Annotated in this window: 9 protein-coding genes; 6 read left to right on the top strand and 3 right to left on the bottom strand. The window is 33.5% G+C overall.

The window, feature by feature from the left end:
* Positions 1–19: 19 nt before the first annotated feature.
* The 4 genes from purB to purF all read left to right on the top strand — a co-directional run bounded on the left by purB (position 20) and on the right by purF (position 7,590).
* Positions 20–1,447 carry an adenylosuccinate lyase gene (gene purB / locus IEW40_RS12325; protein WP_188618413.1) on the top strand — a complete coding sequence of 476 codons (1,428 nt, stop codon included), beginning with the start codon at positions 20–22 and terminating at the stop codon, positions 1,445–1,447.
* Positions 1,448–1,589: 142 nt separating this feature from the next.
* Complete coding sequence (locus tag IEW40_RS12320; RefSeq protein ID WP_188618412.1) at positions 1,590–5,279, top strand: phosphoribosylformylglycinamidine synthase; 3,690 nt, start codon at positions 1,590–1,592, stop codon at positions 5,277–5,279.
* 51 nt (positions 5,280–5,330) lie between these two features.
* The gene (gene purC / locus IEW40_RS12315; protein WP_188618411.1) at positions 5,331–6,050 is read left to right on the top strand and encodes a phosphoribosylaminoimidazolesuccinocarboxamide synthase; all 720 of its coding nucleotides are present in this window, start codon (positions 5,331–5,333) and stop codon (positions 6,048–6,050) included.
* A gap of 55 nt (positions 6,051–6,105) precedes the next feature.
* A complete protein-coding gene (gene purF / locus IEW40_RS12310) occupies positions 6,106–7,590 on the top strand; it encodes an amidophosphoribosyltransferase (protein ID WP_188618410.1) in 1,485 nt (494 codons plus the stop codon).
* Positions 7,591–7,658: 68 nt separating this feature from the next.
* Here the strand turns inward: purF and IEW40_RS12305 are convergent, their stop codons facing one another.
* On the bottom strand, positions 7,659–8,273 hold the full coding sequence (locus IEW40_RS12305) for a porin family protein (RefSeq protein ID WP_188618409.1): 615 nt from the start codon (positions 8,271–8,273) through the stop codon (positions 7,659–7,661).
* A gap of 127 nt (positions 8,274–8,400) precedes the next feature.
* Positions 8,401–9,444, bottom strand: coding sequence for a 3-dehydroquinate synthase (gene aroB, locus IEW40_RS12300; RefSeq protein WP_188618408.1), 1,044 nt, complete (start codon positions 9,442–9,444; stop codon positions 8,401–8,403).
* Positions 9,445–9,576: 132 nt separating this feature from the next.
* Here aroB and IEW40_RS12295 point away from each other — a divergent pair, with 132 nt between their 5' ends.
* Positions 9,577–10,746 carry a proline dehydrogenase family protein gene (locus IEW40_RS12295; RefSeq protein WP_188618407.1) on the top strand — a complete coding sequence of 390 codons (1,170 nt, stop codon included), beginning with the start codon at positions 9,577–9,579 and terminating at the stop codon, positions 10,744–10,746.
* A 50-nt stretch (positions 10,747–10,796) separates the two neighbouring features.
* Here IEW40_RS12295 and IEW40_RS12290 read toward each other — a convergent pair whose 3' ends face one another.
* Positions 10,797–11,453 carry a Yip1 family protein gene (locus IEW40_RS12290; RefSeq protein WP_188618406.1) on the bottom strand — a complete coding sequence of 219 codons (657 nt, stop codon included), beginning with the start codon at positions 11,451–11,453 and terminating at the stop codon, positions 10,797–10,799.
* A 128-nt stretch (positions 11,454–11,581) separates the two neighbouring features.
* Between IEW40_RS12290 and priA the strand changes: the two genes are divergently transcribed.
* The gene (gene priA, locus IEW40_RS12285; RefSeq protein WP_188618405.1) at positions 11,582–14,020 is read left to right on the top strand and encodes a replication restart helicase PriA; all 2,439 of its coding nucleotides are present in this window, start codon (positions 11,582–11,584) and stop codon (positions 14,018–14,020) included.
* Positions 14,021–14,066 lie beyond the last annotated feature (46 nt).

The raw sequence follows: 14,066 nt of genomic DNA, 5'->3' as shown, positions 1-14,066 counted from the left end.
AGTAAATCTAAAAAGTAAAATGAATTCCTACAAAAATCCATTGGAAGAACGTTATTCCAGTGCTGAAATGCTCTTTAATTTCTCACCAGATAATAAATTCCAAACCTGGAGAAAACTTTGGATTGCCCTTGCTGAAATAGAAAAAGACCTTGGTCTTGATATTTCTGAAGAGCAAATTTCTCAACTCAAAGAACAAGCCGAAAATATAGATTACAAAGTAGCGGCAGACTACGAAAAAAAATTTCGTCATGATGTGATGGCGCATGTTCACGCTTATGGTGATGTAGCTCCACTAGCAAAGCCTATTATTCACTTAGGCGCTACTTCGGCATTTGTAGGTGATAATACAGACTTAATCCAAATCAGAGACGGTTTACAAATCTTGAAAAAACAATTGGTCAACGTTATCAAAAATGTTTCTGATTTTGCCCTTCAATACAAAGATTTGCCAACTTTAGGTTTTACCCATTTTCAACCAGCACAGTTAACTACTGTTGGTAAAAGGGCTACACTTTGGCTTCAATCTTTGCTTTTAGACTTCGAAGAATTAGAATTTTTCTTAGAAACTCTTAGATTTAGAGGTGTAAAAGGAACTACAGGAACTGCCGCAAGTTTTTTAGAACTTTTTGATGGTGATTATACCAAGGTAAAACATCTAGATAAAGAACTTTCTAAAAGATTTGGTTTCGAAAAAGTTTTTGGTGTTTCTGGTCAAACTTATGATAGAAAAATTGATGCAAAAGTTTTGTCTTTGCTTTCAAATATCGCACAATCTGCTCATAAATTCACCAATGATTTAAGACTACTTCAAAACCTTAAAGAAATAGAAGAACCTTTCGAAAAAAATCAAATTGGTTCATCTGCTATGGCTTACAAACGTAATCCTATGCGAAGTGAGAGAATTTCTGCATTGGCAAAATTTGTAATTTCTCTTCAAAATTCTTCTGCGATGGTGGCGGCTACACAGTGGTTCGAAAGAACATTAGACGACTCTGCCAACAAGCGTTTAACCATTCCGCAAGCGTTTTTAGCGGTTGATGCTATTTTATTGATTTGGAATAACATCATGAACGGAATTGTGGTTTACGAAAACAGAATTCATAAGCATATCATGGAAGAACTTCCGTTTATGGCCACTGAATATATCATTATGGAGGAGGTGAAAGCTGGTGGTGACCGACAGGAAATACATGAAATTATCCGTGTACATTCTATGGAAGCCTCGAAAAAGGTGAAAATGGAAGGCAAGGAAAATGATTTGATTGAAAGAATTTTGAATGATGACTCTCTGAAATTTGATAAATCAAAACTCATGGAAGTTCTAGCCCCGAAAAATTTTATTGGCTTTGCTCCTATTCAGACAGAAGAGTTTGTGAAGAATGAAATCTCACCAATTGTGGAAAAATATCAACACCTAATTGGCTTAGAATCAGATTTAAAAGTATAATTTTATGCAGCCTTTTTTCGGCTGCATTTTTAATTTTTAAATTATACTTTTTACATTTTTAAATGTAATTATTTCAAAACATTAAAAACAAAGAAATTTTTTATAAATCTTTGCGCGCTTGGCGTTCAAAACAAAAATAAAAATGAACAGAAGAATTTTCGTAGAAAAAAGAGGAGTTTTCGATGTAGAAAGTCCTAAAATTTTGAATGAAATCAAATCTATTTTACCGAACATACAATCGGTGAAAGTCTTTAATATCTATGATATTTTTGGTTTAGAAGAATTGGATTTTGAAAAAGTAGTCAATAATACCTTTGTAGACCCAGTTGTAGATATTCTCCATACAGAAAACCCAGTGAAAACCTTGCATTTTGCTACTGAATTTCTTCCCGGTCAATATGACCAAAGAGCAGATTCTGCACAGCAATGCATCGCTTTATTGACTGGAAATGAGAAAACTATCGTCAGAAGCGGTAAATTGATTGAATTACAAGGTGTTACGGAGTTAGAATTGCCATTGATTAAGAATCTACTCATCAATAAAGTAGAATCTCAAGAAAAGAATCTCGAAATTTTAGAAATTCCAGCAGAGGAAACTCCTGATAAAATTATTACTTACGAACAATTCAACGAATTTACAACTCAACAACTCAACAATTTTTACGAAAGTCACGGTTTTGCATTTGGTTTTGATGATTTGCAATTCATTCAAGATTATTTTAAATCAGAAAATAGAAATCCTACCGAAACCGAACTGAAAGTTCTCGATACGTATTGGAGTGACCATTGTCGTCATACCACTTTTGAAACAGAATTAACTGATATTCAGTTTGAAGGAAAGTTTAAAGAGACTTTAGAAAAAATATTCAATGATTATCTAGAAAAAAGAAAATTTTTAGGTAGAGAAGCAAAACCTATTTCTTTGATGGATTTGGCTACAGTTTCTGCTAGATATTTTCACAAAACAGGAAATTTAGAAAACTTAGTGGTTTCAGACGAAATCAATGCTTGTACGATAGAAATTGAAGCGGAATTCGACGGTAAAAAAGAACCTTGGTACTTATTGTTCAAAAACGAAACGCATAATCACCCAACAGAAATTGAACCTTTTGGTGGTGCTTCTACTTGTCTTGGTGGCGCAATCAGAGACCCATTGTCTGGTAGAGCTTTCGTTTTCCAAGCAATGCGTTTAACTGGAGCGGCAGACGTTTTAGAACCTATTTCTGAAACTTTACCTGGTAAATTACCTCAAAGAACCATTTCTAAACAAGCGGCAAATGGTTATTCTTCTTACGGTAACCAAATTGGTTTGGCTACAACCCATGTTTCAGAAATTTATGACGATGGTTATAAAGCAAAAAGAATGGAGGTTGGTTTCGTAGCTGGTGCTGTTCCGAAATCTTGGGTTAGAAGAGAAAAGCCAGCACTTGGTGATGTGGTGATTGTTTTAGGTGGTGCCACAGGTAGAGATGGAGTAGGCGGTGCAACGGGAAGTTCTAAAGAACAAGACGAAACTTCTATTCATACCATGAGTTCTGAGGTACAGAAAGGAAATGCGGTGGAAGAGAGAAAGATTCAGAGACTTTTCAGAAATCCTGAAGTAACGAAATTGATTAAAAAGTCTAACGATTTCGGTGCAGGTGGTGTTTCAGTTGCTATTGGCGAAATTGCTGATTCATTGGAAATTAATCTTGATGTTTTACCTTTGAAATATGAAGGTTTGAACGGAACAGAACTTGCTATTTCTGAGTCTCAAGAAAGAATGGCTGTAGTAATTGAAGCGAACGAAAAAGATAAATTTATCAAATTCTGCGAAGCAGAAAATATAAAAGCTGTTGAAATAGCAAAAGTTACCGACAGTGGAAGAATGCAAATGTTCTGGAACGGACAAAAAATTGTAGATCTCAGCAGAGCATTTTTAGATACAAGTGGTTGTAGCAAGAAACAAGATGCTAAAATCACTCATTTACAGGAAATTAACTCAAATTATGTAACTTTCAACGAAGTGAATTTCTTTAACATTTTAGCAGAAAAGAATGTCGCTTCACAAAAAGGTTTGGTAGAAATGTTCGATTCTACAGTGGGTGCTACCACTGTGGCGTTGCCTTTTGGAGGGAAATATCAAACTACTGAAACTGAAGGTTGTGTACAAACATTGCCTGTACTGAATGCTGAGAATGTAGAAACTGCATCTTTTGCAAGTTGGGGTTTTGATGCTGAAATTTCTAAACAAAATTCTATGATTGGTGCGAGTTTGGCTGTTGTAGAATCTGTGGCTAAAATAGTAGCTATGGGCGGAAATTTTAGAAATATCAGATTGAGTTTTCAAGAATATTTTGAGAAACTAGGTAATAATCCTGAAAAATGGGGTAAACCTTTGGCTTCCCTTTTAGGAGCTTATGACGCCCAAATGAACCTTGGTTTAGCTGCAATCGGAGGTAAGGATTCTATGAGCGGAACGTACCAAGATATCAACGTTCCACCGACCTTAATTTCCTTCGCTTGTGCAGATGGAAAAAAATTAAACACTATTTCTCCAGAGTTCAAAAAAGCTGGTAATTTTATTTATCATTTTCATCATCAATTGCAAGAAGATGGCTTGCCAAATTACCAAAATTTAATTGAAATATTTGATTATATTTATCAAGGAATTCAGGACAAAAAAGTAGTTTCTGTAAAAACGATTAAAGATGGTGGAGTAGCAGTGGCGTTGGCAAAAATGAGTTTCGGGAATCTTCTTGGAGCGGAAGTTTCAGTAGATGAAAAATTCTTACTCGAAAAAAATATTGGAGGATTGGTTATAGAATCTACAGAAAAACTTGACAATGATTTACTTCAATTAATTGGTGAGGTTAAAAATTCAGAAACTCTCAAAATCAGTAATTTAGAATTTGATATCAAAAAATTACTTGAGGTAAACTTTGGAACGTTTGAAAATCTTTTTCCAACCAAAGAAAAAGAGAGAATCTTGATTAATTTTGATGAAAATCTAAACGGTACAGAAAAAAAATCTATCAATATCATCTCTCATAAAATAGGTTCACCTAGAGTTTTTGCACCAATTTTCCCTGGAACCAATTGTGAGTACGAAACGCAAAATGCTTTTAGAAAAGAAGGCGCTATTGTAGAAAGTTTACCACTAAAAAACATAACTCATCAATTGCTGGATGAAAGTATAGAAGCTTGGGTAGAAAAAATTAAACAGTCGCAGATTTTAGTGTTCTCTGGAGGCTTTTCTGCAGGTGATGAACCCGATGGTTCTGCCAAGTTTATTGTAAATGTTTTGAAGAACGAAAAGATGAAAAATGCAGTTCACGAATTGCTTTCTAGAGACGGAATGATTTTAGGAATTTGCAACGGTTTTCAAGCTTTGGTAAAGTCTGGTTTACTACCTTTTGGCGAAATCAGAGATTTGGATGAAACGTCTCCAACTCTTGCACATAATTCTATCGGAAGACACATTTCTCAAATGGTAGATGTAAAAGTTATCAATGATGATTCGCCTTGGTTGAAAGGGATGAAAGGTGAGGTTTATACCATCCCGATTTCTCACGGTGAAGGTAGATTTATGGCTTCTGAAGAAGTGTTGTTAGATTTGTACAAAAAAGGACAAATTGCGACACAATACATCGATAATGATGGGAATGTAGCTCACGGAATGCCTTTCAATCCTAATCAATCTCTATTCGGAATTGAAGGGATTACCAGTGAAAGTGGTAAAATTTTCGGAAGAATGGGGCATCCTGAACGATTTGTAGAGGGCTTGTTCAAAAACATTCCTTCTGCTAATTACCATAATATTTTCAGAAACGGAGTAGAATATTTTAAATAAAAATTTAAAATCCATAAAATAAATCAGTTTAAAAATAAAAATCTCAATAAAATGAATAAAGGTGAAATGCTTTATGAAGGTAAAGCAAAACAAGTGTTCGCAACAGAAAATCCAGAAGAAGTAATTGTAAAATTTAAAGACGATGCTACTGCTTTTAATGCACAGAAACGTGGCAGTTTCGATTTGAAAGGTGAAATGAATAATGCTATCACTACGCTTATTTTTGAATATTTACAAGAAAAAGGAATCCCAACTCATTTCATCAAACAGTTGAATGAAAGAGAGCAATTGGTGAGAAAAGTGAGCATCATTCCCCTAGAAATGGTGGTTAGAAATTATGCAGCTGGAAGTATGGCGCAAAGATTAGGCGTAGAAGAAGGTGTAAAATCTCCAGTTACCATTTTTGATATTTGCTATAAAAAGGACGAATTGGGTGATCCGCTAATTAATGATTATCACGCCATTTTCTTAGGAGCTGCTACCAAAGAAGAATTAGATGAAATGTATGCTTTGACAAACAAAATCAATGAGTTATTGAAAGAGTTGTTTGACAAAATGAACATTATTTTGGTAGATTTCAAAATCGAATTAGGCAAAACTTCTGATGGAAAAATCATTCTAGCAGACGAAATTTCTCCTGATACTTGCAGACTTTGGGATAAAGACACGATGAAAAAATTAGACAAAGATAGATTCAGACGTGATTTAGGCGAAGTTACTGAAGCTTACGTAGAAATCTATGAAAGATTGAAAAAAGTATTAGGAAAGTAATTTCTTGACAGATATAATAGATTTTTTTGTTAAAATCTTTGAATATAAATAATAAATGAAAGATATAAAATTAACATATCAAGAACAATTCAGCCAAGAATTTTACGGGAGAAATCTTTTTAGAACTCAAGAAGAAGAATTCTTAGATGCTCCAAAAGAAGAATGTGGTATTTTTGGTTTATATTCTGATAATGAAGTAGATACGTTCTCTTTGTCTCAGTTCGGATTGTTTGCATTACAACATCGTGGTCAGGAGGCATGTGGTGTTTCTGTTGCTTCTAAAGGAAAAATTATCACCGTGAAAGATGAAGGATTGGTTTTAGATATTTTTAAAACTATTCCTAATCCTGAATCTTTATTAGGAAACGCCGTGATTGGTCATACACGATATACGACTGCTGGTGATAAAAAGAAGTACAATTTCCAACCGTTTTTTGCTAAGAATGAATATGACCAACCGATTCTCTCTATTGCTCACAACGGAAATTTGACTAATGCTAAAGAATTAAAAGCTGAATTAGAAGCAGAAGGTGTAGTTTTTAAAGCAACTTCAGACTCAGAGGTAATTTTGAGATTAATTCAAAAAAATCTTGATTTGGGACTTCGTGGTGCCATTAAAGCTACAATGGAAAGAATAGAAGGTGCTTATTCTGTCGTGGGATTAACCCGAAATAAATTCTTTGCTTTTAGAGATTTTAAAGGGATTAGACCTTTGGTTTTAGGAGCGATAGACGAAAGAACTTATGTTTGTGCGTCTGAAACTTGCGCTTTAGATGCTGTAGGAGCTCAATATGTGAGAGATATTTTGCCAGGTGAGATTGTATATACTAGTGATACTGAAGATGGTTTGAGAAGCTTCTTGGTAAAAAACGATTGTGAGAGAAAAATTTGCGCTTTCGAATATATTTATTTTGCAAGACCTGATACTACTTTAGAAGGCATTAATGTACACGAAATTAGAGAAAAATCTGGTGAGAAAATTTGGGAACAATCTCCTGTAAAAGCAGATTTGGTAGTAGGTGTTCCAGATTCTGGGGTGCCAGCAGCTATTGGTTTTTCTAAAGCTTCAGGAATTCCTTTTAGACCTGCGTTAATTAAAAATAGATACATTGCCAGAAGTTTCATAGTTCCGTCTCAGGAAATGAGAGAAAGAGTGGTAAATCTTAAATTAAATCCAATTGTTTCTGAAATTAAAGGAAAATCAGTAGTTATCATTGATGATTCAATAGTGAGAGGAACTACATCGAAAAGATTGGTGAAGATTTTGAGAGATAGTGGCGCTAGAGAAATTCATTTTAGAAGTGTTTCTCCGCCTATAATTGCGCCTTGTTTCTTAGGAATTGATACTCCGAAAAAAGATGATCTAATTGCTGCAAATATGTCAGTAGATGAATTAAAAAATTATCTTGGAGTAGATAGCTTAGAGTTTCTGAGTGTAGAAAATTTAATCAATATTTTAGGCTCGGATGAACATTGTTTCGGGTGTTTTACAGAAAAATATCCCGTAGCAAAACCAAAAGAAAGCGAATTATTCAGCTAAATATCATTAAAAAACTCGGAAATTACTTCCGAGTTTTTTGTTGTATGAAAAATTATATATGGATTGTGTTAAAATTTGAAATTTACACCTACTTGTAAATTGTTGTTTTTGGCACTGTCTAAGAAATAATCTGTTACGTTTCCGTCTTTTCCTAGACCGGTTAATCCGAGAGTATATCTGGCATTAATTCCTATATTTTTGTTCAAGTTATATCCAGCTCCAAAACCAGCTCCTACATTTAATCTATTGAGATAATCCATATTGATATCTGTAGATGGCGAAATGATAGAAGTGCTAAGTCCTTGTTTTGCTGATACCATATAACTAAATTCTGGCCCCAATTCTACGTAAAAATTACTTGGGAAGTTATACTGTAACATTACCGGCAGAGAAATGTAATCTAACTTGGTTGTAGTAGAAACATTGCCAATAATTCCCCCGAAATCATATAAATTGGTTTTAGCACCTAATTGATTGTAAATCAACTCTGGTTGTACACTGAATTCTTCTGAAACAGGAATGGTAGCTGTAACCCCAACGTACAAACCTGTTTTGGCTTTCATATCAGTGCCAGAAGCGCCGTTGTTGATGTCAGAAACGTTAAGTCCCGCTTTTAATCCAAATTGTTGTGAGAAAGCAAAACCGCTTATTACAATTCCTAATCCTAAAAATATTTTTCTCATTTTATTTTTTTTAATTGTTGTTTGATGTAGAAGTATTTTCAATTTGCGTGCCAAAGATTTATTATTATACTACAAAAAAAAAGCTTGGTGATGAAAACCAAGCTCTTATTTTTTTATGTGTAAAGGTCTATTTGTTCAAATTTCTATAAAAAATTAGACTTTTTTCTATGTTTTCTGAACTTACTTTATAATCGTAATTACATTTACCTATGCTAGTCAATAAAGAAAAATTGATTTTTCCGTGGTTGTTTTTCTTATCATTAATCATTAGGCTGATGATTTCTTCATTTTTAAATTCTTCAATAGAAATGTAAGGATAAAATCTTCTAATATTTTTGATAATTTCTGTGGCTGTTTCTTCTGGAATTAAGTTTTCTAAATGTGCCAAATGTGTCTCTGCAATCATACCAAGTGCTACAGCTTCGCCGTGCGGAATTATCTTGTCTGCTTTCAAGAAAAGACTTTCTACTGCATGCCCTATGGTGTGTCCAAAATTTAGAATTTTTCTTATATTTTCTTCTTTGAAGTCTTTTACCACCACATTTTCCTTAATCATCATGCTATTTTCTATATGTGGAGCAATATTTTCGGCGGTGATTTCCTCTAATGCAATAAGGTCATTCCAATGATTTTCACAGGCAATTAACCCATGTTTTAGCATTTCTGCAAAACCACTTCTCAGTTCTACAAATGCTAATGTTTCCAAAAATTTAGGATAAACGAGAATGTGTTCTGCATTGGCAAATGTTCCTACAATATTTTTTAAAAATTGATGATCTATGCCAGTTTTTCCGCCAATAGACGCATCGCACATTGCCAAAAGTGTGGTAGGAATATTTAGAAATTTAACACCTCTTTTATAAGTAGATGCTACAAAACCTCCCATATCCGTAATTACACCACCTCCTAAATTGAGTAAAAGAGACTTTCTATCTGCTTTGAATTCTGCTAAAATTTCCCAAAGTTGAGTTGCAGTAGCAATGGTTTTGGCATCTTCACCAGCTTCTATTTCTATAATTTCGAAAGGAATTTCGGTTTCCAGATTGGCTAGAAGTGTAGGAATACAATATTCGTGGGTGTTTTCATCGACTAGAATAAAAATCTGACTTGGGTTTTGTTCTGTAATATATTGGTTCAAAGAACTGAACTCTTCATCTAAAATTGAAATCATCTACTTCATTTTTTTACAAATTTACGAAACTTCTATACAATAAAGAATACTTTTTAAAAATGACAAATCTTATGTTAAATAGATTTTCAGTTTTGATTTACAATGATTAAATTTGGGCACCAAATATTTTATATGTCTATTTTTAACGATACTAAGATTGCATTTGCAGATAGAAGCACTGCTCAACTAGAAAAAGCGAAGTGGATGTTTACCGCTATACAATATCCTAGCCTTACAAATATTGGAATTGGAGCGCTTAATTTTACCATTAAGAATAATTTTCCGTTGGTAGAAGATATTGTAAAAAATACCTTATTCGAACAATTTTGTGGCGGCGAAACGCGTGAGCAGAGTATGAAAGTGGTAGATAAAATGTTTAACCATCATATCGGTAGCATTTTTGATTACGCCATCGAAGGCAAAGAAGAAGAAGAAGCTTTTGACATTACTTGTAAAGAAATTAAAGAAAATATCAATTTCGCAGTAGGTAATCCAGCCATCCCTTTTGTGGTTTTTAAGCCTACAGGTTTCGGAAGATTAGACTTATATACCGAAGTAACTGCGGGTAAAGAACTCACCAATTCCGAAAAAGAAGAATGGCAAAGAGTGAGAACTCGCTACGAAGAAGTTTGTCAGTTGGCGTTTGAGAAAAAAGTGATTCTAATGATAGATGCAGAAGAAACTTGGATGCAAGGTGCTGTAGATGACTTGGTAAACGAAATGATGGAAAGATACAACCAAGAAAAAGCATACATCTGGAATACCATTCAAATGTACAGAACGGGTAGAATAGAATATTTGAAAGCAGATTTAGAGAGAGCAAAATCTAAAAATTATTTCTTAGGCTACAAATTTGTTCGTGGTGCTTACATGGAAAAAGAACGCGAAAGAGCCGCAGAAATGAATTACCCAGACCCAATACAACCGACCAAAGAAGCTACAGATGATAATTACAATGCTGCAGTAGATTTTGTGATAGAAAACCTTGACAGAGTCTCTGCATTTTTCGGTACACATAATGAGAAATCTACAGAATTAGCTCTTGATAAAATGAAAGCATTAGGTTTAGCTCATGATGATGAAAGGTTACATTTCGGGCAATTGTATGGGATGAGTGATAACATTACTTATTATCTCGGCGAAAATAAATACAATGCATCTAAATATCTACCTTACGGTCCTGTAAAAGATGTAGTTCCGTATCTTACCAGAAGAGCGCAAGAGAATACATCGGTTGCTGGCCAAACAGGAAGAGAACTTTCACTCCTTAAAAAAGAATTAAAAAGAAGAAAAGGAAATTAATATTAAAGATAGTTTTATAAAAAGCTGGCGTTTGTCAGCTTTTTTTATTTCTATAGTAAAGTTAATATTAAAATTAGTAAAACAATAGGAGTAACAATTACTGCGATAGAGGCTATGTAATTGAGGATAGCTTTTCCGTAAGAAAATTTTTGTACGACAGCAATTCCTATTACGTTCAAAACTATAATCCAAGCCCATACTAGAAGTTGTAATACTGCTAAGCTGTATACAAGAATCATATAGAAATTCCACATTATTTTTTCACCACTAAAATCATTCAGAAAATATTGATAAACAATAATTTGTAAGATTACAATAAAAATCGAAAATAATTTGGGAAGACTAGAATAAGCATAAACTCTGACAAAATCAGAAGTTTTTCCCTTTCCGTTCATCCATTTTCCAGTGAAATATGTAAGCCAGCCAATTAGATAAAAAGAAATCCATCCGAATAATCCCCCAAAAATGATAGCCATAGAAACATAAAAGACTATGTTTTCTCCTTGTACATTTTGATTTTTACTGAGAATACTTTCTAAAGAACTAAAAATGCCTAATGAGAAAATAATAATCGTTAAGTAGTTTTCAAATTTATTCTCTTGTATATATTGCAAAGCTTCTTTAGGATGTGTGAAAATTTTGGTAAATATTTCTTTTTCAGTCATTAAAGCTCCATTGTCGAATTCTTTGAAATAATTGTTTTCCATGGTTTTGATTTTAAAATTTAAAAGTAGCAAATAGATTTAAAATAAAGAAATTTTTATGGCTTTTTTCTTGATTTTTAAATGCTGTTTTAATGATTTAAAATCCTTATTTTTGAAGATATTTTCAAAAATTGACCTTCGCACAAATTATTCTTCCGCTTAACTTAAAAGGAACTTTTACCTACAAAGTTTCAAAAGATTTATTGCCAAAATTAGCTTTAGGGATGCGCGTTCTCGTTCCTTTTGGTGGTAAAAAAATCTACACAGGAATTGTAGCCGAGATTCACGAAAACGAACCAGAAACTTTTCTCCCAAAAGAGATTCATTCTATTTTAGATGCAGAAGCCATCGTTCCTGAAGCGCAACTTCAATTTTGGAATTGGCTTTCAGAGTATTATCTCTGTAATATTGGCGAAATTTATCGTTTTGCTTTCCCTAGTTCTTTGAAGTTAGAAAGTGAAACGTATCTTAAAAGAAATCTTAACAAAGAAATAGATTGGGAAGTTTTAGACGCTAATGAAACCTATCTGCTTCAAGCTCTAGAAGTGAAAACGCTGGTCAGTTTATCAGAAATTGAAGCATTCATTCCGAAAAAGGAAATCATCAAAACCGTAAATACGCTTATTGATGAGCAATATATTTTGATTGATGAACAGATTTTTGAAAAATACAAAGCGAAGGAAGTTGCTTATCTCAAAATTGATGAAAAAATATTAGTAAATCTTTCCGATATTCTTCAAAATTTAAACAAAGCCAAGAAACAAAAAGACTTATTTTTAACGATTTTGCAGGCTCAACAAACAGATAATCAACCGTTAAGGAAATCTCAGTTTTTCGAAGATGGTGTTTTTAATGCATCGCATTTAAGAGGTTTGGTAGAGAAAAATTTGGTGGTAGAATATTACCTTCAGAAAGACAGAATCGAAGCCTATGAAGGTGAAATAGAAGAAATAGAAGAGCTTTCTGAAACACAGAAAAAAGCTTTAGCAGAAATTAATGAAGGTTTTGAAGAAGGAAAAAATACATTGCTACACGGTGTTACCAGCTCTGGAAAAACGCATCTTTATCTCGAAAAAATTGAAGAGACAGTCGGTTTTGGCAAAAATGTTTTGTTCTTACTTCCCGAAATTGCGCTTACCAAACAAATTACCCAAAGATTAGAGAAAAAATACGGAAAAGAATTGGGCTTTTATCATCAGAAAATGTCTGATTTTGAAAAAGTGGAGGTTTGGAGAAAAATAAAGAGAAACGAAATTAAAATTTTGATAGGCACTAGAAGTTCACTTTTTCTCCCGTTTCAGAATTTAGGTTTAATTATTGTAGATGAAGAGCACGATAATGCTTATAAACCCAAAGAAGTAAAACCTTATTTCAACGCGAAAGATGCCGCTCAAGTTTTAGCAAAATTTTATGATGCTAAAGTGATTTTAGGTTCTGCCACGCCTTCGGTAGAAAGCTATTACGCTTCCAAAAATGATAGATTAAAGTATGTTTTTTTGGGTGAAAGATTCGGAGAAGTAGCACTTCCGAAATATGAAATCATCAACTTCAAAGAAGCACAAGAAACCAAAAAATCAGTTGGGCATTTTTCTGAATTTTTAATTGATAAAATTTCGGAAAATCTTCAACATAAAAAGCAAAGCATTATTCTGCACAACAGAAGAGGATATGCCAATGTTGTAGAATGTGAGACTTGCGGAAATGTTACCTATTGCAGCAATTGTGATGTGGTGATGACGTACCACAAGGCGACCAATGAAATGAAATGCCACTACTGCGGACATAAAGCGCAAAAGCCAAAATTCTGTCCAAAATGTCACAGCGAAAACCTGAATACCAGAGGAATTGGCGTGGAACAAATAGAAGAAGAAACACTGAAAATCTTTAAAGAAGCCAATGTAGAAAGAATGGATGTGGATAGTATGCGCAAGAAATTTGCCTACGAAAAACTTTACGAAAAAATAGAAAATGGAGAAGCCGAAATTATCGTGGGAACACAGATGATTTCCAAAGGTTTAGATTTTGATAATATAGAATTGGTAGCGATTCCAAAGGCTGATTCTCTGTTGTATGTTCAGGATTTTAGGGCAGAAGAACGTGCTTATCAATTGATTACGCAGGTTTCGGGAAGAGCGGGTAGAATTTCGGGGAATGGCAAAATTTACATACAAACGTATAATCCTTACCATCCACTTTTTGAGTTGATTAAAGAAGAAAATTCTGCTAAAATTTATGAACATTTTCTTAAAGAAAGAGAGCAGTTTTTGTATCCACCTTTTGTAAAATTAATTTTAATTGAAATAAAACACAGAAAAGAAGACAAAGTAAACAGAGCTTCGCAATTTCTGAGTTCTATTTTGCAAAAATATTTGCCTTTGCAATGTATTTTAGGCCCCGAAAAAGCACCAATTGGTAGGATAAATTTGCTGTATCAGTATCAAATTTTATTGAAACTTCCTCGTGGTAAAAAGTACCAACAATACAAAGAAATGGTATTAAAGTCATTTGAAGAATTCAATGAAATTACAGCCTACAAAAGCATAAAAATTGAAACATTTGTTGATGTTTAACAAAATTTAACTTATCTTGGGATAGTTTTAGCTATGGCTAAATAAG

The sequence above is a fragment of the Cloacibacterium rupense genome, from assembly GCF_014645495.1.
GTDB classification, from domain to species: Bacteria; Bacteroidota; Bacteroidia; order Flavobacteriales; family Weeksellaceae; genus Cloacibacterium; species Cloacibacterium rupense.
Note: the sequence above shows the minus strand (reverse complement) of the source record. Positions and strands in the feature narration are given on the sequence as shown.

What these genes read in the sequence shown, in the direction of transcription:
- purB (WP_188618413.1), top strand. Translation starts at nt 20, where the DNA reads ATGAATTCCTACAAAAATCCATTGGAAGAACGTTATTCCAGTGCTGAA.
- IEW40_RS12320 (WP_188618412.1), top strand. Translation starts at nt 1,590, where the DNA reads ATGAACAGAAGAATTTTCGTAGAAAAAAGAGGAGTTTTCGATGTAGAA.
- purC (WP_188618411.1), top strand. Translation starts at nt 5,331, where the DNA reads ATGAATAAAGGTGAAATGCTTTATGAAGGTAAAGCAAAACAAGTGTTC.
- purF (WP_188618410.1), top strand. Translation starts at nt 6,106, where the DNA reads ATGAAAGATATAAAATTAACATATCAAGAACAATTCAGCCAAGAATTT.
- IEW40_RS12305 (WP_188618409.1), bottom strand. Translation starts at nt 8,273, where the DNA reads ATGAGAAAAATATTTTTAGGATTAGGAATTGTAATAAGCGGTTTTGCT.
- aroB (WP_188618408.1), bottom strand. Translation starts at nt 9,444, where the DNA reads ATGATTTCAATTTTAGATGAAGAGTTCAGTTCTTTGAACCAATATATT.
- IEW40_RS12295 (WP_188618407.1), top strand. Translation starts at nt 9,577, where the DNA reads ATGTCTATTTTTAACGATACTAAGATTGCATTTGCAGATAGAAGCACT.
- IEW40_RS12290 (WP_188618406.1), bottom strand. Translation starts at nt 11,453, where the DNA reads ATGGAAAACAATTATTTCAAAGAATTCGACAATGGAGCTTTAATGACT.